This is a genomic window from Micromonospora auratinigra, from assembly GCF_900089595.1.
GTDB classification, from domain to species: domain Bacteria; phylum Actinomycetota; class Actinomycetes; order Mycobacteriales; family Micromonosporaceae; genus Micromonospora; species Micromonospora auratinigra.
On the sequence record NZ_LT594323.1, the window covers coordinates 4642277 to 4664594 of the forward strand.

19 protein-coding genes are annotated in these 22318 nt (G+C 73.6%); 5 read left to right on the forward strand and 14 right to left on the reverse strand.

Annotation, left to right across the window (positions count from 1 at the left end):
* Positions 1-56: 56 nt before the first annotated feature.
* Positions 57-1241: a DNA integrity scanning diadenylate cyclase DisA gene (gene disA, locus GA0070611_RS20820; RefSeq protein WP_091666903.1), complete on the forward strand. Its 1185-nt coding sequence runs from the start codon at positions 57-59 to the stop codon at positions 1239-1241.
* A 24-nt stretch (positions 1242-1265) separates the two neighbouring features.
* On the opposite strand, the gene GA0070611_RS20825 is transcribed toward disA, so the two are convergent.
* The 3 genes from GA0070611_RS20825 to GA0070611_RS20835 form a co-directional block, all read right to left on the reverse strand.
* Complete coding sequence (locus GA0070611_RS20825; protein WP_091673205.1) at positions 1266-2033, reverse strand: hypothetical protein; 768 nt, start codon at positions 2031-2033, stop codon at positions 1266-1268.
* Positions 2034-2138: 105 nt separating this feature from the next.
* Positions 2139-2699: a peptide deformylase gene (locus GA0070611_RS20830; protein WP_091666905.1), complete on the reverse strand. Its 561-nt coding sequence runs from the start codon at positions 2697-2699 to the stop codon at positions 2139-2141.
* Positions 2696-3208, reverse strand: coding sequence for a glycine cleavage system protein R (locus GA0070611_RS20835; RefSeq protein ID WP_091666907.1), 513 nt, complete (start codon positions 3206-3208; stop codon positions 2696-2698). Before GA0070611_RS20835 ends, GA0070611_RS20830 begins: the two co-directional genes overlap by 4 nt.
* A gap of 96 nt (positions 3209-3304) precedes the next feature.
* Here GA0070611_RS20835 and GA0070611_RS20840 point away from each other — a divergent pair, with 96 nt between their 5' ends.
* Complete coding sequence (locus GA0070611_RS20840) at positions 3305-4210, forward strand: HhH-GPD family protein (protein ID WP_091666909.1); 906 nt, start codon at positions 3305-3307, stop codon at positions 4208-4210.
* A 509-nt stretch (positions 4211-4719) separates the two neighbouring features.
* On the opposite strand, the gene GA0070611_RS20845 is transcribed toward GA0070611_RS20840, so the two are convergent.
* The 3 genes from GA0070611_RS20845 to lysS all read right to left on the reverse strand — a co-directional run bounded on the left by GA0070611_RS20845 (position 4720) and on the right by lysS (position 9776).
* Complete coding sequence (locus GA0070611_RS20845) at positions 4720-7260, reverse strand: ATP-dependent Clp protease ATP-binding subunit (protein WP_091666913.1); 2541 nt, start codon at positions 7258-7260, stop codon at positions 4720-4722.
* A 547-nt stretch (positions 7261-7807) separates the two neighbouring features.
* A complete protein-coding gene (locus GA0070611_RS20850) occupies positions 7808-8155 on the reverse strand; it encodes a histone-like nucleoid-structuring protein Lsr2 (RefSeq protein ID WP_167604452.1) in 348 nt (115 codons plus the stop codon).
* A 112-nt stretch (positions 8156-8267) separates the two neighbouring features.
* A complete protein-coding gene (gene lysS / locus GA0070611_RS20855; RefSeq protein ID WP_091666919.1) occupies positions 8268-9776 on the reverse strand; it encodes a lysine--tRNA ligase in 1509 nt (502 codons plus the stop codon).
* Between the two features lie 151 nt (positions 9777-9927).
* Here lysS and GA0070611_RS20860 point away from each other — a divergent pair, with 151 nt between their 5' ends.
* Positions 9928-10680, forward strand: coding sequence for a class I SAM-dependent methyltransferase (locus GA0070611_RS20860; RefSeq protein WP_091666921.1), 753 nt, complete (start codon positions 9928-9930; stop codon positions 10678-10680).
* A gap of 6 nt (positions 10681-10686) precedes the next feature.
* Here the strand turns inward: GA0070611_RS20860 and GA0070611_RS20865 are convergent, their stop codons facing one another.
* From GA0070611_RS20865 to GA0070611_RS20895, 7 genes are all read right to left on the reverse strand, one after another.
* Positions 10687-11445 (reverse strand): type III pantothenate kinase, encoded by a 759-nt coding sequence (locus tag GA0070611_RS20865; RefSeq protein WP_091666924.1) that lies wholly within the window; start codon positions 11443-11445, stop codon positions 10687-10689.
* Positions 11446-11462: 17 nt separating this feature from the next.
* On the reverse strand, positions 11463-12359 hold the full coding sequence (gene nadC, locus GA0070611_RS20870; protein ID WP_091666927.1) for a carboxylating nicotinate-nucleotide diphosphorylase: 897 nt from the start codon (positions 12357-12359) through the stop codon (positions 11463-11465).
* A 58-nt stretch (positions 12360-12417) separates the two neighbouring features.
* Complete coding sequence (locus GA0070611_RS20875) at positions 12418-14106, reverse strand: L-aspartate oxidase (protein ID WP_091666930.1); 1689 nt, start codon at positions 14104-14106, stop codon at positions 12418-12420.
* A gap of 61 nt (positions 14107-14167) precedes the next feature.
* A complete protein-coding gene (locus GA0070611_RS20880) occupies positions 14168-15058 on the reverse strand; it encodes a septum formation family protein (RefSeq protein WP_091666932.1) in 891 nt (296 codons plus the stop codon).
* A gap of 186 nt (positions 15059-15244) precedes the next feature.
* Complete coding sequence (gene panD / locus GA0070611_RS20885) at positions 15245-15673, reverse strand: aspartate 1-decarboxylase (RefSeq protein WP_091666934.1); 429 nt, start codon at positions 15671-15673, stop codon at positions 15245-15247.
* A gap of 32 nt (positions 15674-15705) precedes the next feature.
* Positions 15706-16557, reverse strand: coding sequence for a pantoate--beta-alanine ligase (gene panC, locus GA0070611_RS20890; protein ID WP_091666937.1), 852 nt, complete (start codon positions 16555-16557; stop codon positions 15706-15708).
* A gap of 35 nt (positions 16558-16592) precedes the next feature.
* Positions 16593-17528 (reverse strand): Rossmann-like and DUF2520 domain-containing protein, encoded by a 936-nt coding sequence (locus tag GA0070611_RS20895; protein WP_091666939.1) that lies wholly within the window; start codon positions 17526-17528, stop codon positions 16593-16595.
* 251 nt (positions 17529-17779) lie between these two features.
* On the opposite strand from GA0070611_RS20895, the gene GA0070611_RS20900 reads away from it, so the two are divergent.
* Complete coding sequence (locus tag GA0070611_RS20900; RefSeq protein ID WP_091673207.1) at positions 17780-18874, forward strand: SAM-dependent methyltransferase; 1095 nt, start codon at positions 17780-17782, stop codon at positions 18872-18874.
* Positions 18871-20040, forward strand: a complete 1170-nt coding sequence (locus tag GA0070611_RS20905) for an NADH-quinone oxidoreductase subunit D (protein ID WP_197675762.1) — start codon at positions 18871-18873, stop codon at positions 20038-20040. Before GA0070611_RS20900 ends, GA0070611_RS20905 begins: the two co-directional genes overlap by 4 nt.
* A gap of 6 nt (positions 20041-20046) precedes the next feature.
* Here GA0070611_RS20905 and GA0070611_RS20910 read toward each other — a convergent pair whose 3' ends face one another.
* Entirely contained in the window at positions 20047-22179 is a 2133-nt protein-coding gene (locus GA0070611_RS20910) for a hypothetical protein (protein WP_091666944.1), read from the reverse strand.
* Between the last annotated feature and the right edge of the window lie 139 nt (positions 22180-22318).

Genomic DNA, 22318 nt, shown 5'->3' on the forward strand with positions numbered 1-22318 from the left:
ACACATCACAGTAACCACGAGAGCACCCACCGCAGGGCAGTCCGTAGACTGTGCCCGTGCCGATCGACCGCGATGCCACCAAGCCCGCCGCGGCGACGCCGCATGCCCGCACCGGCGCCGTGGGCTCCCACTCCCGTCCGATCAGCGTGAGCGTCACCGGCAGCGTCGGCGGGGCGAGCGGCGATCCGCTCCGGGCCAACCTGGCCCTGATGGCCCCGGGCACCGCCCTGCGCGACGGCCTGGAGCGCATCCTGCGCGGCCGTACCGGCGCGCTCATCGTCCTCGGCTACGACAAGGTGGTCGACTCGATCTGCACCGGCGGCTTCCCGATGGACGTGGAGTTCTCCGCGACCCGGGTCCGCGAGCTGTGCAAGATGGACGGGGCGGTGGTGCTCTCCAGCGACGGCACCCGGATCGTCCAGGCCGGCGTGCATCTGATGCCCGATCCGTCGATCCCCACCGAGGAGTCCGGCACCCGGCACCGCACCGCCGAGCGGGTCGCCCGGCAGACCGGCTACCCGGTGATCTCGGTCAGCCAGTCGATGCGGATCATCAGCCTCTACGTCAACGGCCAGCGGCACGTGCTGGACGACTCGGCGGCGATCCTGTCCCGCGCCAACCAGGCCCTGGCCACCCTGGAGCGCTACAAGCTCCGGCTGGACGAGGTCTCCGGCACGCTCTCCGCGCTGGAGATCGAGGACCTGGTCACCGTCCGCGACGCGGTCTCCGTGGTGCAGCGGCTGGAGATGGTCCGCCGGATCGCCGACGAGATCGCCGGGTACGTGGTGGAGCTGGGCACCGACGGCCGGCTGCTCGCCCTCCAGCTCGACGAGCTGATGGCGGGCGTGGACGCCGACCGCACCCTGGTCATCCGCGACTACCTCCCGGTCGGCCGGAAGTCCCGCACCCTCGACGAGGCGCTGGTGGAGCTCGACCTGCTCAGCGCGACCGAGCTGATCGACCTGGTCGCGGTGGCCAAGGCGATCGGCTACCCGTCCGCCTCGGACGCGCTCGACGCGGCGGTCAGCCCGCGCGGCTTCCGCCTGCTGGCCAAGGTGCCCCGCCTCCCGGTCGCCGTGGTGGACCGGCTGGTGGTGCACTTCGGCAGCCTCCAGCGGCTGCTCGGCGCGACGGTCGAGGACCTCCAGGCGGTCGAGGGTGTCGGCGACGCGCGGGCCCGGGGCGTACGCGAGGGGCTGTCCCGGCTCGCCGAGGCGTCCATCCTGGAACGCTACGTCTGACCCCCGGCGACGCCGGGCGGGGCGTCAGCCGGTGACGGTCAGCTTCACCGGCTCGCTGATCCGGGTGCCGACCCGGGCGAACACCTGGTACGACCCGATCGGCGCGTACGGGCCGGCGGCCAGGCCGGCGTTGCAGCGGCTGGTGTCCCGGCCGTTCCAGCCCAGCTCGTAGGAGCGGACGAAGTCGGGCGTGAACGACTGCACGTCCGAACCCTTCTGGGTGCCGCAGGTGTCGGACGACCAGACCTTGTCCGCGCCGGCCTTCACGTACAGCTCCTGGAGGTCGGCACCGACGTCCCGGCTACAGGTCCGGTTCGACACGTTCTGGATCTTCAGGCGGAGGGTCACCACCGCGCCCTGCTGGACGCTCGACGGCACGGCCTCCGCGGTCACCTTGATCTCGGAGTCGGCGCAGGCACCGTCGTCGGCCACCGGCGCGGCCGGCGCGCCGGCCCCGTTGTTGCCGGTCGACCCGGTGCCACCACCTGACGGCCCACCCTGGCCACCGTCCGGACCACCCTGGCCGCCGTCCGGGCCGGCCGAACTCCCGCCGGCGGCACCCGGCGTCGGGGACGGGTCGCCGGACTGCGGGGTCAGCACCGAACCGGTCGGGCCGGGGGCCGCCGTCGCCGAGGACGTCGGGCCGGCGCCGCTGCCGGAGGTGCCCTTGTCGCGGCCCGGGCCGGTGCACGAGTAGAGCAGGACAATCAGGAAGAGCAGCCCGGCCCCGAGCACGACGGCACGACGCCGCCAGTACACGGTGGGGGGCAGGGGGCCGACCGTCAGACGCATGATGGCTTCACCGTAGTCGCGTACCACCCGGGGTGGGAGCCCGACGCGCCGGGCGAGTACCGCCACACCGCGCGCGGCCTCCACAGGGGACCGGGGAGGCCGCGGTCAGAGATAGACCTTGCGCTGGTAGACGGCGTGCGCGCCGGCCACCCGGTCGAGGAAGAGCAGCCCGGCGCAGTGGTCGATCTCGTGCTGGAGCGCCCGCGCCTCGAAGCCGTCGGTGACCAGCCGGACCGGGTCACCGGTGCCGGGCAGCACCGCCTCCACCACCAGCCGGCCGGCCCGCTTCACATCGCCGGTCAGGTCGGGCACCGACATGCAGCCCTCCCGCCCGGCCTTCCAGCGGCTCGCCTCCACCACCTTCGCGTTGCAGAGCACGAACGTGCCGTGCACCGTCAGCGCCTTCGGATGGCCGGTGACGTCCACCGCGAAGACCTGCGCGCCCACCCCGACCTGCGGGGCGGCCAGCCCGACGCAGCCCGGCGAGACCCGCATGGTGGCGACCAGGTCGGCGGCCAACTGGACCACCTCGTCCGAGGTCGGGTCCACCTCCGGCCCGGGCCGGCTCAGCACCGGGTCGGGGGCGGTCACCACCGCCAGCACCTCGCCGGGCCGGCCCAGCGCCGCCGGGGTCCAGCCGCCGAGGCCCACGTACGCCTCGGTCACAGCAGGTCCGTGTCCGCCGGCCGCAGGCTGACGCCCACACCCAGCTCGGCAGCGGTACGGGCGAGCCGGCCGGCGACCTCGTCCGAACTGCCCGGCGGCAGGTCCACCTCGGCGACCACCACGTAGAGCGAGCCGGTCAGCCGGGTGCTCAGGTCGGTGACGTTGCCACCCGCGTCGGTCAGCACCCGGGTCATCGCCGCCACGATGCCCATCCGGTCGGCCCCGTGCACCGCCAGCACGTACGGCTCACCGGTCGGCCCGGTGCCCCCGTCGGGGGTGACCGCCCGTACGGTGGCCAGCAGCTGGCCGTCGGCGGCGAGCGGGGCCAGCGCGGCCTCGACGTCGGCGGCGGCCGGACCCACGCAGATCAGGGTCATCGCGAAGTGCCCCCGCAACCGGGTCATCGTGGAGTCGGTGAGGTTCGCGCCGAGCCGCGCGAGCACCTCGGCGACGTCGGCCACGATGCCGGGCCGGTCCCGGCCGATGACGGTGATCGCGAGCTCGTTCATCCGGACATTCTCCCGCGTCGCTCCTGGTCGGCTACGTGGGCCCGTCGGGGTGGCCCATCCTGCGGGAAATCCGGGCGTGACATCATCGGCAGCGCGATGACTGAGCCCACCTTCGCCACCCTGGTCAGCCGCTGGTTCCAGCGGAACGCCCGCGACCTGCCCTGGCGCACGCCGGGCATCGGCGCCTGGCCGATCCTGGTCAGTGAGGTCATGCTCCAGCAGACGCCCGTGGTCCGGGTGCTGCCCGCGTGGGAGGCGTGGCTGGCCCGCTGGCCCACCCCGACGGCGCTGGCCGAGGACACTCCCGCCGAGGCCATCCGGATGTGGGGCCGGCTCGGCTATCCGCGCCGGGCGGTCCGGCTGCGCGACTGCGCGGTGGCCATCGTCGAGCGGCACGGCGGCGAGGTGCCGGACCGGTTGGACCAGCTGCTGGCCCTGCCGGGGGTGGGCACGTACACGGCCCGGGCGGTGGCGGCTTTCGCGTACGGGCAGCGGCATCCGGTGGTGGACACCAACGTCCGCCGGGTGGTCTGCCGGGCCATCGCCGGTGAGCCCGACGCCGGCCCCGCCACCCGGCCGGCCGACCTGGTCGCGACCGAGGAACTGCTCCCGGTCGAGCCGGCCGCCGCGGCGCTGGCCAGTGCCGCGTTCATGGAACTCGGCGCGATCGTGTGCACCGCCCGCTCCCCCCGCTGCGCGGACTGCCCGGTCGAGACGGTCTGCGCCTGGCGCGCCTCCGGCCAGGAGGCGCCGGCCGGCCCGACCCGCCGTCCGCAGCGCTACGCCGGCACCGACCGCCAGGTACGCGGGCTGCTCCTCGCCGTGCTCCGCGAGACCACCGGCCCGGTCCCCCACCAGCGGCTGGACCAGGTGTGGCACGACGACGTGCAGCGGGCCCGGGCGTTGGCCGGCCTGGTCACCGACGGCCTGGTCGAGCCGGTCGGCGAGGAGTCCTTCCGACTGGCCGGCGATGGTCCCGCCATGCCCCTGCCGCTCCCCTGACCCGGCCGCCAGCGTTCTCCCGCCTGCGCTCCCCTGGCCCCGGCCACTTCCGTCCCGCTCCCGCGCGCTGAGGCAGCGGACCGACGGACGGAACGCCGGGGGTCACTCCCCACCGCCCGGCGGCCCTTCCCATCGCAGGCCGACGCAGCTGGATCACGCAGCGTGACGACGCCTCGGGATGCACAAACTCCAATGCCTGATGTCTTCCGGACATAGTGATGTCTGACAGACATCACGGCTCCAACCCTTGTCGTCCTCACCGGACCGACCTGGACGCGTTTCCCCTCTTCGACTCACCGCACAGAGCCCAAGCCGGACCAGGCCGGGAGCCGGACCGGACCGGGAGCCGAACCTCTCCTGGCCCTGGCCGCTTCCCGGCCTCGCCCGCTTCCCCAGGCCCGGCAGCTCCGCCGGCCCGGTCACCGGGCGGAGGCCGGGCGTGAAAAAGGCGACGGCCCCGGCAGGCTCTCGCCTGCCGGGGCCGTCGCCCTGGTTCGTCCTTGCTCCCGTTACGCCGCCGCGTCGTCCGCGCCGGTGGCGGCGGTGCCGCCGAGGTCGGCGGGGACCGCGTCGGGCACGTCGGCGGGTCGGTCGGAGCCGCGGAAGACGAGCTTGGACTTGTCGATGTCCTCGGGGTCGCCTTCGCAGTCGACCACGACGATCTGTCCGGGGGTCAGTTCGTTGAACAGGATCCGTTCGGACAGGTTGTCCTCGATGTCACGTTGGATGGTGCGCCGCAGGGGTCGTGCGCCGAGGACGGGGTCGAAGCCCTTCTTCGCCAGGTACTTCTTGGCGTTGTCGGTCAACTCCAGGCCCATGTCCTTGTTACGCAGCTGCGTCTCGATCCGGGCGATCATGATGTCGACGATCTGGAGGATCTCGTTCTGGCGCAGCTGGTGGAACACGATGGTGTCATCGATGCGGTTGAGGAACTCGGGCCGGAAGTGCTGCTTGAGTTCGTCGTTGACCTTCTGCTTCATCCGGTCGTAGTTCGACTCGGAGTCCTCAGATGCCTGGAACCCGAGGGACACGGCCTTGGCGACGTCGCGGGTGCCGAGGTTGGTGGTCAGGATGATGACCGTGTTCTTGAAGTCCACGATCCGGCCCTGACCGTCGGTGAGACGGCCGTCCTCCAGGATCTGCAGCAGCGTGTTGAACACGTCCGGGTGGGCCTTCTCGATCTCGTCGAACAACACCACGCTGAACGGCCGGCGACGGACCTTCTCGGTCAGCTGCCCGCCCTCGTCGTAGCCGACGTAGCCGGGAGGGGCACCCACCAGCCGCGACACCGTGTACCGGTCGTGGAACTCGGACATGTCCAGCTGGATCAGCGCGTCCTCGGAACCGAAGAGGAACTCGGCGAGGGCCTTGGACAGCTCGGTCTTACCCACACCCGACGGGCCGGCGAAGATGAACGACCCCGACGGACGCTTCGGGTCCTTCAGGCCCGCCCGGGTCCGACGGATCGCCTTCGAGACCGCCTTGACCGCGTCCTCCTGGCCGATGACGCGCTTGTGCAGCTCGTCCTCCATGCGCAGCAGCCGCGACGTCTCCTCCTCGGTCAACTTGTAGACCGGAATACCGGTCCAGTTGCCGAGCACCTCGGCGATCTGCTCGTCGTCGACCTCGGACACGACGTCCAGGTCACCGGCCTTCCACTCCTTCTCCCGCTGCGCCTTCTGACCCAGCAGCTGCTTCTCCTTGTCACGCAGCTGCGCGGCCCGCTCGAAGTCCTGCGCGTCGATCGCGGACTCCTTGTCACGACGCACCTGCGCGATGCGCTCGTCGAAGTCACGCAGGTCCGGCGGCGCGGTCATCCGACGGATCCGCATCCGCGCACCGGCCTCGTCGATCAGGTCGATCGCCTTGTCCGGCAGGAACCGATCCGAGATGTACCGATCGGCCAGCGTCGCCGCCGCGACAAGAGCCGCGTCGGTGATGCTCACCCGGTGGTGCGCCTCGTAACGGTCGCGCAGACCCTTCAAAATCTCGATGGTGTGCGCCAGCGACGGCTCACCCACCTGGATCGGCTGGAAACGACGCTCCAACGCCGCGTCCTTCTCCAGGTGCTTGCGGTACTCATCCAGCGTGGTCGCGCCGATGGTCTGCAACTCACCCCGCGCCAGCATCGGCTTCAAAATGCTCGCCGCGTCGATCGCGCCCTCGGCCGCACCCGCACCCACCAGAGTGTGGATCTCGTCGATGAACAGGATGATGTCACCGCGGGTACGGATCTCCTTGAGCACCTTCTTCAAGCGCTCCTCGAAGTCACCCCGATACCGCGAACCCGCGACCAGCGCACCCAGGTCAAGGGTGTAGAGCTGCTTGTCCTTGAGCGTCTCGGGCACCTCACCCTTGATGATCTTCTGAGACAGCCCCTCCACCACGGCGGTCTTGCCGACGCCCGGCTCGCCGATCAACACCGGGTTGTTCTTCGTCCGGCGCGACAGCACCTGCATGACCCGCTCGATTTCCTTCTCGCGCCCGATGACCGGGTCGAGCTTGCCCTCCCGGGCCGCCTGGGTCAGGTTACGGCCGAACTGGTCCAGCACCAGGCTGGTCGACGGCGCGGCCTCACCCGGCGCGGCACCCGCCGCGGCCGGCTCCTTGCCCTGGTAGCCCGACAGCAACTGGATCACCTGCTGACGCACCCGGTTCAGGTCCGCGCCCAGCTTCACCAGCACCTGCGCGGCAACGCCCTCACCCTCACGGATCAACCCGAGCAGGATGTGCTCCGTACCGATGTAGTTGTGCCCGAGCTGCAACGCCTCACGCAGCGACAGCTCCAACACCTTCTTCGCCCGCGGCGTGAACGGAATGTGCCCGCTCGGCGCCTGCTGGCCCTGACCGATGATCTCCTCGACCTGCTGACGCACACCCTCCAGCGAGATACCCAGACTCTCCAGAGCCTTCGCCGCGACACCCTCACCCTCATGGATCAGGCCCAGCAGGATGTGCTCCGTACCGATGTAGTTGTGGTTGAGCATCCGGGCCTCTTCCTGGGCCAGGACGACAACCCGTCGCGCTCGGTCGGTGAACCGCTCGAACATGCCCTCGTGCTCCTCACGTGCCGTGCGCCTTGATGGTCAGATCTCGGCGGGGCCAGTGCTCGGACGTCCGGGACGGGCGTCCGCGCCTCCTTACTCTATCGCCGCGGACCGTCCCCGCTGAGGTCGTGTGTCCTCGCGAATGGCCGTTCACGCGTCGTTTCAGACAACCGTCCGCGCTCAGGAGGTGTTCCGGTACCCCTACCTGTACGCGCAGAGCGAAATTCATCCGCTGGCGGAAAACGTCCGTCGGGCGCATCCGGGCCACGCCCGGGCCTCCGGGCGACCCGGAAAAACGACCGGGCGACGTCGTCCACAGCCCGTGGACGGAATTTCCACCGCCTGTGGACAACCGCGGCGGTGGCCGATTTCTTCCCGGCCGCCGCAGCACCACGGCCGGAGCCCGGGGGACGAGACGGCGGCCGGCCACGCCGGCGCTCCGCAGCAGCCCGGCCCGGGCACCGAACCGGTCAGACGGGCGGATACGGCGACGCCGGCCCGGAGTGGCACTCCGGTCCGGCGTCGGTGTCGCCCGGGGCGGCTGGTCGGTTCAGTGACCCGCCTTCGCGTGGTACTCGTCGACGATCTCCTGGGGGATCCGACCCCGGTCGGAGATGTCCTTGCCGGACTTCTTGGCCCAGGCGCGGATGGCCTTGTTCTGCTCGCGGTCGGCGGTGGCGCCCCGGCCGCGCGCCGCGCGACCGCCCACGACCACGCCGCCGCGCCCCACCTTGGTGCCGTGCGCGATGTACTGAGCGAATACGTCGCGCAATTTTTCAGCGTTGGAAGCGGAGAGGTCGATCTCGTACTGCACGCCGTCGAGCGCGAACTTGACGGTCTCGTCAGCGTCCCCGCCGTCCAGGTCATCGACCAGCTTGTGAATGATCTGCTTGGCCACGTCCCACATTCCTTTCGAGCAGGGTTGAGCTCCTGCAATACGGGAGAACGATAACCCGCCCGATGCTTGCCGCGTCAATAGGTCGCGGTAACGACCCGGAGAAGATGCCGTGCTACTCGGCCCGGACCAACGGGAACAGGATGGTTTCCCGAATTCCGAGGCCGGTCAGCGCCATCAGAAGACGATCGATTCCCATTCCCATGCCCCCGGCCGGCGGCATTCCGTACTCCATCGCCCGGAGAAAGTCCTCGTCCAGTCGCATGGCCTCGTCGTCGCCGCGGGCGGCGAGCTGGGCCTGGGCGACCAGCCGCTCCCGCTGCACCACCGGGTCGACCAGCTCGGAGTACGCGGTGCCCAGCTCGAAGCCGAGGACGTAGAGGTCCCACTTCTCGGCCAGCCCCGGCTCACTGCGGTGCGCCCGGGTCAGCGGGCTGGTCTCCTCCGGGTAGTCGCGGACGAAGGTGGGTGCCTGCAACGACGGCACGACCAGCTCCTCGAACAGCTCCTCGGCCAGCTTGCCCGGGCCCCACTTGGGGTCGACGGAGAGGCCGACCTTGTCCGCGTACTCGACCAGTCGGGCCCTTTCGGTGCGCACGGTGACCTCCTCACCGAGCGCCTCGGAAAGGACACCGAACAGGGTGACCGAGCGCCACTCGCCACCCAGATCGAACTCCTGGCCGTCGGCGTGGGTGACCACGGTCGAGCCGGCGACCGCGATGGCCGCCTGCTGCACCAGATTGCGGGTCAGCGCGGCCATGGTGTCGTAGTCGCCGTACGCCTGGTAGGCCTCGAGCATCGCGAACTCGGGCGAGTGCGAAGAGTCGATGCCCTCATTACGGAAGTTGCGGTTGATCTCGAAGACCCGGTCGACGCCACCGACCACGGCGCGCTTGAGAAAAAGCTCCGGCGCGATTCGCAGATACAGATCGGTGTCGAGCGCATTGCTGTGGGTCACGAATGGGCGGGCCGCCGCGCCACCGTGCAGCAACTGGAGCATCGGGGTCTCGACCTCGATGAAGTCCTGACCGTGCAGGGTGTCCCGGAGGCTGCGCACCGCGGCCGCCCGGGTCCGGACCATCTGCCGGGCCTGCGGACGGACGACCAGGTCCACGTACCGCTGGCGGACCCGGGCCTCCTCGCTCAGCGGCTTGTGCGCCACCGGCAGCGGACGCAGCGCCTTCGCGGTGACCGCCCACTCCTCGACCAGCACCGACAGCTCACCGCGCCGGCTGGTGATCACCTCGCCGGTGACCCCCACGTGGTCGCCGAGGTCCACCAGGCGCTTCCAGTCCTCCAGCCGCTCGGCGCCCACCCGGTCGAGCGAGAGCATCGCCTGCAGCTCCGTCCCGTCGCCGTCGCGCAGGGTGGCGAAGCAGAGCTTGCCGGTGTTGCGCACGAAGATCACCCGGCCGGTGACCGAGACCCGGTCTCCGGTGGCGGTGTCGGTGGCCAGGTCGGCGTACTGCTGGCGGATCGTCGCCAGGGTGCTGGTCCGGGGGTAGCCGACCGGGTACGGCTGGACGCCGTCGGCGAGCATCCGGTCCCGCTTCTCCCGGCGGACCTTCATCTGCTCGGGAAGGTCGTCGGCGGGGTCGACTGGCACGGCGTTCTGCTCGGTCACGGCAGCTTCCTCAGGCTTGGGGAAATATCGGCGGGTCAGCCCATGAGCGTACTCAAGCGCCCAGGGGGCCGTTACGGGATAACCGGCCCCCCGAGACCGACCCCACTCGGCCGCCCCCTACGCCGGCGACCACCGCACTAGCGTGGCGGCCATGGCCGACCCCACGCACGCCCTCTCCTTCGGCGCCGCCGCCGCGGCGTACGACCGGTTCCGCCCCCGCTACCCGCAGGACGCCCTGCGCTGGGCGCTCGACGGGCCGAGTGCCCCGGCCCGGGTGGTGGACCTCGGCGCGGGCACCGGCATCCTCGCCCGGGGTGTGCTCGCCCTCCTCGGGGACGAGGCCGGGCGGGAGGTCGTACCCGTGGAGCCGGATCCGGGGATGCGGGCGCAACTGGCGGCCGCCACCCCGGGCACCACGGCGCTGGCCGGCAGCGCCGAGTCGGTGCCGCTGCCGGACGGGTCGGTGGACGCGGTGCTGGTCGGCCAGGCCTACCACTGGTTCGACCGGGACCGGGCGCACGCCGAGATCGCCCGGGTGCTGCGCCCGGGCGGCACCTTCGCCCCGATCTGGAACCTCCGCGACGAGCGGGTGCCCTGGGTGGCGGAGCTGACCCGGATCGCCCACCTGGGCGACAACGCCGGCAGCGTGCAGCGGTACGCCGACTTCGGCCCCGCCTTCGGTCCGGTGGAGACGGGCGAGTTCCACCACTCGACCACGCTGACCCCGGACGAGGTGGTGAGCATGCTGCACACCCGCTCGTACTGGCTCACCGCCACGCCGGCCGAGCAGCAGCGGATCGACCGGGAGCTGCGCGACCTCTTCGCCACCCACCCCGAGCTGGCCGGCCGGGACACCGTCGAGCTGCCGTACGTCACGCTGGTCCTCCGGTCCCGGCGGCGCTGAACCGGCTCAGGTGTTGCGCTCGTAGACCATCCGCAGGCCGATCAGCGTGATCATCGGCTCGTGGTGGGTGATCGTCCGACACTCGTTGATCACCAGCGAGGCCAGGCCGCCGGTGGCGATCACCGCCCGCACCTCGCCCAGTTCCTCGGTCATCCGCTCGACGATCCGGTCCACCTGGCCGGCGAAGCCGAAGTAGAGGCCGGCCTGGAGGCACTCCACGGTGTTCTTGCCGATCACCGAGCGAGGCTTCGTCGCCTCCACCTTGCGCAGCTGGGCCGCCCGGGCGGCCAGCGCGTCGAAGGAGATCTCGATGCCCGGCGCGAACGCGCCGCCGAGGAACTCGCCCCGGTCGCTGATCACGTCGAAGTTGGTGGTGGTGCCGAAGTCCACCACGATCGACGGCCCGCCGTAGAGGGTGTACGCGGCCAGGGTGTTGACCACCCGGTCCGCGCCCACCTCCTTCGGGTTGTCGATGGCGAGCTGCACCCCGGTGCGGACCCCGGGCTCGACGATCACGCTGGGCAGGTCCGCGTAGTAGCGGGAGAGCATGGTGCGCAGCGAGCGCAGCGCGGCCGGCACCGTCGAGCAGGCGGCCACCCCGGTGATCTCCACGGCGTCACCGGCCAGCAGCCCCCGGAACATCAGGCCCAGCTCGTCCGCGGTGGAACGGGCATCGGTCTTGATCCGCCAGGAGTGCACCAGCTTGTCGCCGTCGAAGGTCGCCAGCACGGTGTTGGTGTTTCCGATGTCGATGCAGAGCAGCACAGCGGCAGCCTAGACCGTCACTCCTCGCGCAGGTCCAGGGCGATGTCCAGGATCGGCGAGGAGTGGGTCAGCGCGCCCACGGAGAGGAAGTCGACGCCGGTCGCGCCGTACTCGGCCACCACCGGCAGGGTCAGCCCTCCGGTCGCCTCCAGCTCGGCCCGGTCGCCCACCGCGGCGACCACCTCGCGCAGCTGCGCCGGGGTCATGTTGTCCAGCAGCAGGAAGTCGGCGCCGGCCTCGACCGCCTCCACCGCCTCGGCCAGGGTGTCCACCTCGACCTGCACCGGGACGTCCGGGAACGCGTCCCGGACCCGCCGGAAGGCGGCCCCGATCCCACCGGCGGCCACCTTGTGGTTGTCCTTGATCATGGCGACGTCGTGCAGGCCCATCCGCTTGTTGGTGCCGCCGCCGCAGCGGACCGCGTACTTCTCCAGCGCGCGCAGGCCGGGCGTGGTCTTGCGGGTGTCCAGCACGGTGGCCTTCGTGCCGGCCAGGGCGTCCGCCCATGCCCGGGTGTGGGTGGCCACCCCGGACATCCGGCAGAGCAGGTTGAGCGCGGTGCGCTCGGCGGTGAGCAGCAGCCGGGTCGGGCCGGTCACCGTCGCCAGCACGTCGCCGCGCGCCACCCGCTGCCCGTCCCGGGCCACCAACGACACCTCGACGGTACGGTCCGACCCGGTCACCTCGCCCACCAGCTCGAACACCGCCGCGGCCACCGGCAGCCCGGCCACCACGCCGTCGGCCCGGGTGACCAGGTCACCGGTGTCGGTCTGCGCGTCGGGAATGGTCGCCACGCTGGTCACGTCGAGGAAGTCGGGGCCCAGGTCCTCGGTGAACGCGTCGACGATCACCTGCCGTACCCGCGCCGGGTCCAGGCCACCGTCGCGCAGCGCCCGCTCCGTCGACTCCCTCATGCTGACTCCTCCTTCATTCGCGACTGCGGGGCTCGCAGGACCGGCTCACTCCTCGCGCTCATGCTGACGCCTCCCAGCGCTCGTTCAGCGAACCGTCCGCCCCGATGCCCGTCACCAGGTGGCCGCGCCACCGCTCGTCGGCCGTCGGGAAGTCCTCCCGCCAGTGGCAGCCGCGCGTCTCCTGGCGCGCGTACGCGGCGGTGACCAGGGTGGACGCCACGGTGAGCAGGTTCGTGGCCTCCCAGTCGGCGGTCCGCGGGACGCCCCGGCCCTGCCCCAGCTCGCCGAGCGCGGCGGCGGTGCCGGCCAGCGTCCGCGCCGAGCGGAGCACACCCGCGCCCCGGGTCATCGCCCGTTGCAGGGCCGGCGTGCCGTCGGCCGGCACCACCCAGCCCTGCCCGCCCACCCAGGCGCCGGTCTCGGCCGGCCGCGCCTGCTCGGGCAGTCCGGCGGCGATGTCCTCGGCGATCCGGCGGGAGAAGACCAGCCCCTCCAGCAGCGAGTTGCTGGCCAGCCGGTTCGCGCCGTGCACCCCGGTGCAGGCGACCTCGCCGCAGGCGTACAGGCCGGGGATCGAGGTGCGGCCGTGCAGGTCGGTCCGGACCCCGCCGGAGGCGTAGTGGGCGGCCGGGGCGACCGGGATCAGGTCGGTGGCCGGGTCGACGCCGATGGCCAGGCAGGAGGCGACGATGGTGGGGAAGCGCCCGGCCAGGAAGTCGCCGCCGAGGTGCCGGGCGTCCAGGAAGACGTGGTCCGCGCCGCTGGCCAGCAGCACCCGGTGGATGCCCTTGGCGACCACGTCCCGGGGGGCCAGCTCGGCCAGCTCGTGCTGCCCGACCATGAACCGCTTGTCGTCGCCGTCGACCAGGTACGCGCCCTCGCCGCGCAGCGCCTCGGAGACCAGCGGCTGCTGGGCCAGCCCGGCCCCCGGCCCGCCGGCCGGCACGATCAGCGCGGTCGGGTGGAACTGGACGAACTCCACGTCGGTGACCGCCGCGCCGGCCCGCAGGGCGAGCGCCACGCCGTCGCCGGTGGAGACCGCCGGGTTGGTGGTGGCCGCGAAGATCTGCCCCATGCCGCCGGTGGCCAGCACCACCGCCCGGGCCAGGATCGCCCCGACGCCGTCCTCGCTGCCCTCGCCGAGCACGTGCAGGGTGATGCCGCAGGCCGGGCCGAGGCCGTCCGGGCCGTCGCCGGGGGCGCGCAGCAGGTCCAGCACCAGGGCGTGCTCGACCAGCCGGATCCACGGGTCGCGGTGCACCGCCGCGTGCAGGGCGCGCTGCACCTCCGCCCCGGTGGCGTCGCCGCCCGCGTGCACGATCCGGTCGGCCCGGTGCCCGCCCTCCCGGGTCAGCATCAGCGAGCCGTCCGGGTTGCGGTCGAACTCCGCCCCGATCCGCATCAGCTCGCGCAGCCGGGTCGGGCCCTCCTCCACCAGCACCCGGACCGCCGCCGGGTCGCAGAGGCCGACGCCGGCCACCTCGGTGTCGTACGCGTGCGCGGTCGGGGTGTCGGCCGGGTCGAGCACGGCGGCGATGCCGCCCTGCGCCCAGCGGGTCGACCCCTCGTCCATGGTGACCTTGGTGACCACCGTGACGTGCAGGCCCGCCTCGCGCAGGTGCAGCGCGGCGGTCAGCCCGGCGACCCCCGAGCCGACCACGATCACGTCGGTGGTCTCCACCCAGCCGGGTGCGGGCGCGGCGAGCAACCGGGGCAGGGCCGGCAGGTCGACGGTCGGAAGGTCCATGGGCACAGTCAACCCGAAGGCCGTTCACCACGGGCGGCGGGGGCGGGACGAGTGGTTTCGGCTACCTCGTCCGGACCGGCAGCTTCCCCGGCCCGGCCGCCTTGAGCGAGGCGGTCACCGTCCGGTCGGTCAGCCACAGATAGCAGCGGACACCCCGGTCACCGGCGACCCACCGGCCGGCCCCGGGCGGGCGGACCACCACCCCGCTGCGGAACCGCAGCATCGGGTCGTCGGGCACCCCGGCGTACTTCGCCAGCGCGGTGTAACAGCCGGTGTAGAAGGGTGCCCAGTCGGCGTCCTTCCTGGGGTACGGCTTGTCGGGCGCCGCCCACACCCCGGCGAACTCGGCGTCGTGCGCGGTCCGGCAGTCCACCGGGGCCAGGGTCACCTTCCGGGCCGCCCCGGCGCTGCGCTGGCAGCCCAGCCGCAGCGGGGACGTCCCCTTCAGCGCGTCCCGCAGGCTGCCGGTCCGGGTCACCACGGCGGCGGCCGCCTCGACCGTGGTCAGCTCGCTCAGGTCGCACCGGTACCAGCGGGAACCGGCCGCCCAGCCGGGCCCGGTCGGCAGCGCCACGGCCAGCCGCAGCCGGCCGGCCCGCCAGTTGTCGCCCACGTACCCGCTGGCCCGGGTGTCACAGTCGGCGAAGGCGGTACGCAGCTCGGCGGAGCCGAGGGCGGGCGGCGCGGGCCGGTCCACCCCGAAGGCGCCCACGTGCACGGTCTCCACCCGGTGCGGCAGGTCGCAGCCGACCGGCTCGTACCCGTCCAGCCCCACGGTGGGGGTGAAGTCGGCGACCTGGCACACCCCGGCGGCCGGCGTGAACGGCCCCGCCGCCGGCAGCGCCGCCCAGTCGTCGGTCAGATCCCCGTCCAGCCCGCCCGACCGCGCGCACCCCGCAGCCAGGGTCGCCACGACCACCGCCGCGACCAGGCCCCGTATCGCTCGCCCCATCGCGGCCTCCCCCACCCCGACGACCGCCGTGCCCGACGGTCCGCCCAGGCTAGCCGAAAATGACCTTCCGGTGACAGAGCGCGATCCCGTTCAGCTCCCGCACCCCCACCCGGAAACCCCCACAAAACCCCCACCACGCCAGGTCGCCGCCCGGGTGGGGAGAGGGAGGGGGAGGGAGGACGGGGGTCAGGCGGGGGTGGCGGCGAGGGGGTTGGGGACGGGGGCGCCGGCGGTGCCGGGGGCGGCGGTGGTGGGGTCCGCGGTGAGCTCGACGATCTTGTTGTCGGCGTCGACGTGGACGACCTTGGGCCGGTAGGCGCGGGCCTCGGCATCGTCCATCTGCCCGTACGAGATGAGGATGACCAGGTCACCGGGGTGCACCAGGTGCGCCGCCGCCCCGTTGATGCCGATCACGCCGCTGCCCCGGCGGCCCGGGATCACGTACGTCTCCAGCCGGGCCCCGTTGGTGATGTCCACGATCGCCACCTGCTCGCCGGGGAGCAGGTCGGCCGCGTCGAGCAGGTCCTCGTCCACGGTCACCGAGCCGACGTAGTGCAGGTCGGCCTGGGTCACCGTGGCGCGGTGGATCTTCGACTTGAGCATGGTCCGGAACATCGGGTGCCTCTCCGCAGGGGTGTGGTGGGTGGTCAGGAGCGCGGCGCGAGGTGGATCGCCGCGTTGTCGATCAGGCGGGTGGCGCCGACCCAGGCCGCGACCAGCAGCCGCGCCGGGCCGGTGACCGGCCCCGGCTCCAGGTCGGCGTCGGTGAGCACCAGGTAGTCGAGGCGGGCCGCGCCGGGCGTACCGGCGTCGAAGGCCCGGTGCGCGGCGGCGAGCACCGCGCCCGCCTCGGCGCCCCGCTCGGCGGCCTCGGCCCCGGCCCGCAGGGCGGCGGAGAGGCTCAGCGCGGCCACCCGTTCCTCGGCCGAGAGGTAGCGGTTGCGGGAGGAGAGCGCCAACCCGTCCGGCTCGCGTACGGTCGGCACGCCGACGATCTCCACCGGCACGTCCAGGTCCCGGACCATCCGCCGGACCAGGGTGAGCTGCTGGTAGTCCTTCTCGCCGAAGAAGGCCAGGTCGGGGCGGGTGAGCTGGAGCAGCTTGAGCACCACGGTGAGCACGCCGTGGAAGAAGCCGGGGCGGCTCAGCCCCTCCAGGTCCTCGCCGAGCGGACCCGGGTTGACCCGGACCGTCGGCCGGCCGTCCGGGTACATGTCGGTCACCGCGGGGGCGAAGACCACGTCCGCGCCGGCCCGCCGGCAGATCTCCAGGTCGGCGTCGAGGGTGCGCGGGTAGCGGTCGAAGTCCTCGTTCGGGCCGAACTGGAGCGGGTTCACGAAGATCGTGACGAGCACGTGGTCGGCCTGCTCCCGGGCGGCCCGCAGCAGGGTCTCGTGCCCCGGGTGCAGCGCGCCCATGGTCATCACCACGCCGACCCGGCCGGTCAGCCGCTCCCGCGCGGCCGCCAACTCCTTGCGCGTGTGCACCAGCTCCGTCATCGGTACCTCCCCCGTTCCCGACCGGTGCGGCCCGGTCACGCCGCCACCTCGATCCCGTTCAGCACGTCCAGCAGCGGACCCGCGTCCGCCGGGCGCAACCGGCCCGACGCGATCGCCCGGTCCGCGGTCCTCCGGGCCAACGCCAGGTAGGGGGGTACGGATTCCGGCGCGACCGTGGCCAGCCGGGTCAGGTGCCGGCGTACGGTGCCCGCGTCGCCCCGGGACACCGGGCCGGTCAGCGCGTCGTCGCCGAGCCGCAGGGCGTTCTCCAGCGCCGCCCGCAGCAGCGGGGCGAGCACCTTCTCCGGCCGGTCCACCCCGGCGTCGCGCAGCCGGTCGGCCGCCTCGTTGACCAGCGTGACCAGGTGGTTCGCGCCGTGCGCCAGGGCCGCGTGGTAGAGCGGACGGTCCCCCTCGGCCACCCACTCGGGCACCCCGCCCAGGTCGGCCACCAGCCGGGCGGCGAACGGGCGCAGCCCGTCGGGGGCGGTCACCCCGTAGGAGATGCCGGCGAGGCGGCCCAGGTCGTCCGGCGTACCGGTGAAGGTCATCGCCGGGTGCAGCGCGAGCGGCCGGGCCCCGACGGCGGCGGCCGGGTCGAGGACGGCCAGCCCGTGCGCGCCGGAGGTGTGCGCCACGACCTGCCCGGGGTGCAGCGCGCCCGTCTCCGCGAGGCCGGCGACCACCCCGGCGAGGGCGTCATCAGGCACCGCCACGATAAGCAGGTCGGTGGCGGCGCGGGCGACCGCGGTCGCGGAGCGGCGCGGGGTCTGCGGCAGCAGCAGCGCCATCCGGGCCTTCGCGGCGCCGGACACGCCGGAGGCGGCGGCCACCCGGTGCCCGGCGGCGGCGAGGGCCGCGCCGAGCACGGCACCGACCCGGCCGGCGCCGAGCACGCCGACGGTGAGGGTACGGGGAAAGACCAGCGGGGCGCCGGGGGCGGCCGGGCGCGCGCGCAGCGGTGCGCTCATGGCAACGATCCAGTCCTCGAAGGGGGTACCGGTCGATCGCAAGTATGCGTCCCGGTCACGGAGCCGGAACAAGGGTGTGTGAAAACCTTCACCGGTCGACGGAGGAGCCGTGCCGGGCGGCGCTTCCCGCAGCGGGCGGTTACCGTGCCGGGCGGCGCGGCCCGGGGCCGGTGGTTACCGTGCCGGCCCGGCCGGACGGCCCGTACCGTCGGCGGGTGACCTCGACCGAGCGGCTGCCCTGGCGGGTGGCGATGGACCGGGCCCTCTACGGGCCGGGTGGCTTCTTCGTCTCCGGCGCCGGACCGGCCGCCCACTTCCGCACCAGCGTGCACGCCTCCCCGGTCCTCGCCACCGCCCTGCTGCGCCTGCTCACCTCGCTCGACCGCGCCCTCGGGCAGCCGCCGGTCCTCGACGTGGTGGACGTCGGCGCGGGCCGCGGGGAACTGCTCCGCGCCCTGCTCGCCGGGCTGCCCGGGGAGCCCGCCACGCCCCGCGCTCCGGTCGCCGGGCTGCGCGGGGAGCAGGGCGCCGGCCCGGTGCCGCTCGCCGACCGGGTACGCCTCACCGCCGTCGAGAAGGCACCGCGTCCGGCGGACCTGCCCGCCGAGGTCCACTGGACCGAGGAGGTCCCGCCGGGCATCACCGGCCTGCTGCTGGCCACCGAGTGGCTGGACAACGTCCCGCTCGACCTGGCCGTAGGGACCGAGGACGGCTACCGCTACCTGCACGTCGACCCGACCACCGGCGCGGAGCACCCGGGCCCCCCGCTCACTCCGCCCGACCTGGCCTGGCTGACCCGGTGGTGGCCCGTCCCGTTGACCAAGGAGTTCGCGTCAGGATCCGGCCCCGAATCTGACGCGAACTCCTTGATCAACGCGGCGGGCCGGCGGGTGGAGATCGGGCGGGGGCGGGACGAGGCGTGGGCGGCGGCGGTGGGGCGGGTCGAGCGGGGGGTGGCGCTGGCCGTCGACTACGGGCACCTGCGGGACGGGCGGCCGGTGGGCGGGACGTTGACCGGGTATCGGAGTGGACGGCAGGTGCCACCGGTGCCGGACGGGTCCTGCGACGTCACCGCGCACGTCGCCATGGACTCGGTCGCCTCCGCCGGTGAGCGCATTGCCGGGTGCGCGTACACCCTGGTGTCGCAGCGCGACGCGCTGCGGGCGCTCGGGGCCGACGGCGGGCGACCGCCGCTGAGCCTGGCCTCCCGCGACCCGGCCGGCTACCTGCGGGCGCTGGCCACCGCCTCGGCGGCGGCCGAGCTGACCGACCCCGCCGGCCTCGGCGGGCACTGGTGGCTGTGCCAACCGGTCGACGTGGCGTTCGAGCCGCTCGTGGCACGATGACGGGTATGACCACGGACGCGGCCGATCTCCGGGAACTGACCGTCGGGACCGGCGCGGGCGGCGAGCAGCTCGGCGCCGACATGGTGCTGAACATCGGGCCGCAGCACCCCTCCACGCACGGCGTGCTGCGGCTGAAGCTGGTGCTCGACGGGGAGCGGGTGGTCGCCGCCGAACCGGTCGTCGGGTACATGCACCGGGGCGCGGAGAAGCTCTTCGAGGTACGCGACTACCGGCAGATCATCGTGCTGGCCAACCGGCACGACTGGCTCTCCGCCTTCTCCAACGAGCTGGGCGTGGTGCTCGCGGTGGAACGGCTGATGGGCATGGAGGTGCCCGAGCGGGCCACCTGGCTGCGGATGGCGCTCGCCGAGCTGAACCGGGTGCTCAACCACCTGATGTTCCTCGGCTCGTACCCGCTGGAGATCGGCGCGATCACCCCGGTCTTCTACGCGTTCCGCGAGCGGGAGACCCTCCAGGCGGTCATGGAGGAGGTCTCCGGCGGCCGGATCCACTACATGTTCAACCGGGTCGGCGGCCTCAAGGAGGAGGTGCCGGCCGGCTGGACCCGGCGCGCCCGGGCCGCCATCGGCGAGGTGCGCCGGCGGATGCCCGACCTGGACAACCTGATCCGGCGCAACGAGATCTTCCTGGCCCGCACCGTCGGGGTCGGCGTGCTCACCGCCGCCGACGCCGCCGCGTTCGGCGCCTCCGGGCCGGTCGCCCGGGCCTCCGGACTCGACCTGGACCTGCGGCGCGACGAGCCCTACCTGGCGTACGACCAGTTGGACGTGCCGGTGGTGACGAAGACCGCCGGGGACTGCCACGCCCGCTTCGAAGTGCTGCTCGACCAGGTGTACGCCTCGCTCGACCTGGCCGAGCAGTGCCTGGACCGGGTGGACCGGCTCACCGGGCCGGTGAACACCCGGCTGCCGAAGGTGGTCAAGGCACCCGAGGGGCACACCTACGCCTGGACCGAGAACCCGCTCGGCATCAACGGCTACTACCTGGTCTCCCGGGGCGAGAAGACGCCGTGGCGGCTCAAGCTGCGCACCGCCTCGTACGCGAACGTGCAGGCGCTGGCCACCCTGCTGCCGGGCTGCCTGGTGCCGGACCTGATCGCCATCCTCGGCTCGATGTTCTTCGTGGTCGGCGACATCGACAAGTAACGGCGCTCAGCGCCGGCTCCCGGTGCCGCGGCTGCCGCCGGCCCGGGGCACGTCGTCGCGCGGCGGATACCCGTACCGCGCCGGCTCGGGCTCGACCTGCCGCCACTCGGGCTGGCCGCTGCGCTGCGTCGGCGGCCGCCACTCGTCCGGCACCGGCACCCCACCCACCGGCAGCGCCCGTCGGCTCTCCGGGGTCCATTGGTTCTCGGGGGTCCGGTGGTTCTCGGGGGTCCACTGGCCGTCGGGGGCCCGGTCGCCGGCGGGCTCACTCCCGCCGTAGCCGCCCCGGCCCCGGACGCCGTCCCGGTCATGGCGCGGGTCCGCGCCCGCGCCGTAGACGCCGCCCTGCTCGCGGCGCGGGTCCGCGCCCCCGCCGTAGACGCCGCCCTGGCGTCCGTGCGGTTCCCGGACCGACGCCCAGCGGTCCTCCATCCGGTACTCGGTGCCGCCGCCGTCGGCGTGGACCGCCGCCCGCCGCTCCCCGACCCGGACCTCCCGGCCGTGCTCGTCGTCCCGGACCGAGGCCCAGCGGTTGCCCGCGCGCAACTCGGACCAGTAGTCACCGTCCGTGTCGTCGGCCGGCACCGCCGGACCGGACTCCTCCGCCGGCGACCACGCCCGGGCGTACGCCGACGCCCAGCCCTCGCCCTGGCCGGCCCACCCCGGCTCCCCGCCGGTGCTCCCCGGCCAGGCCGGCGCGCTCCCGTCCGCCGCCCACGACCGGTCGTCACCCGAGCCGTCCCGGCCGGTCGACCAGGTGTCCCCGACGCCCTGAACCGCCGATCGGCCCCGCCCGTCACCGGCCGCCGTCGGGGCGGCGGACGAGACCACGCCGGCCCAGGGGTGCTCCCGTACCGGGCCGCCCGTGCCGTCCTCCCGGTAACCGGTCGACGCCGACCAGCCGGCCGGCTCGCGCTCCCCGGCGTGGCCGGCCCGGTCGTGCCGCTCGCGCCGAGGGTCGTCGGACCAGGACCGGTCGGCCGGTTCCGCGCGCTGACTCCAGGACCGCTCGTCCGATTCGGGATGCTGGCTCCGGGACCGGTCGTCCGGGCCGGCGCCGTGGGCCCAGGGGGTGTCCTCCCGCTCGGGCCGCGCGGCCCGGCCCCAGGACGCCTCGTCCCGCTCCCCGCGCCCGCCGCCGGACCAGGAACGCTCGTCCCGCGTGCCGCCCGACCAGGAACGGTCGCCCGGCTCGGTCCGCGCATCCCCCGACCAGGAACGGTCACCCGGCTCGCTTCGCGCGTCACCCGACCAGGAGCGGTCGTCGTGGGTTGCCGACGGCTCCCCGCCGGTCCAGGGACGGCCGGCGTCGGGCTCCCGCCCCCCGGCCCGTGCGCGGTCCCCCGGCTCGGTGGCCGGGGACCAGCGGCCGGCGTAGCCGCCGTAGCGGGCACCGGCACCCGGGTCGGCCCCGCCGTCCACGATGGTGTGCCGGGTGGTGACGTGCACGGTCTCGGTGTGGTGCACCACCCCGACCGGGCGGGGACCGGCCTCCGGCTCCGGCGTACGCGCGCCGCCGTACACGCCGGCCGGCGGGCGCTCACCCGCCGGGGCGGGACGCTCGGTGTCGTGGCGGGGACCGGGTTGCGGCCGGCGGACCGGCTGGTCCGGCTCGTCACGCCGGTCGACGACCGGCGGCCGCCGGCCCGGCGCACCCGGGTCCGGGTGGTCCTGCCCGCCGCCGTACGTGCCGCCGCCCACCCGGGCGCGGGCAGCGGCCGGCTCCTCGGCCGGCGCGGCGGTGATCCCCGCCGCAGCGGCGATCCCGGCAGCCGCCGCGTCCAGCCGGCGGCGCAGCGCGGTGACCGACTCCTCGGTCCGTTGTGCCTGGTCGAGCGCCTGGTTGCCGCGCTGGGCGGTGGCCGCCAGCTCGCCGCGCAGCTCCCGACGGAGCTGGTCCAGCTCGGCCCGCAGCTCCTCGACCCCGGCCGGAGCGCTGCCACCGTCGGCCCGCAACGCGATGGAGAGCCCGATCAGCACCACCGCCAGGATCGCCAGCACGGCGCCGAAGCGCAGCGGGCCGTTGCCGTCGGCGACGAGCAGGATCAGCGCGGCCAGGGGCGCGCACGCCACACCGATCCAGAACAGGACGGTCAGCAGCGAGCTGCGCGTCTCGGCGGGGGCGACCGGAGCGGGCATGGCGGGCAGACTACCGAGAGATGCCCCGCGAGGGAACGGGCCGAGAGTATCGATGTAAACAGCAGTGACCAGGCTTTCCGGCGCCCCGCACCGGTCCGGCCGCCGGCCCTCCCCGAACGGGAGCGCCGACGGCCGGTCG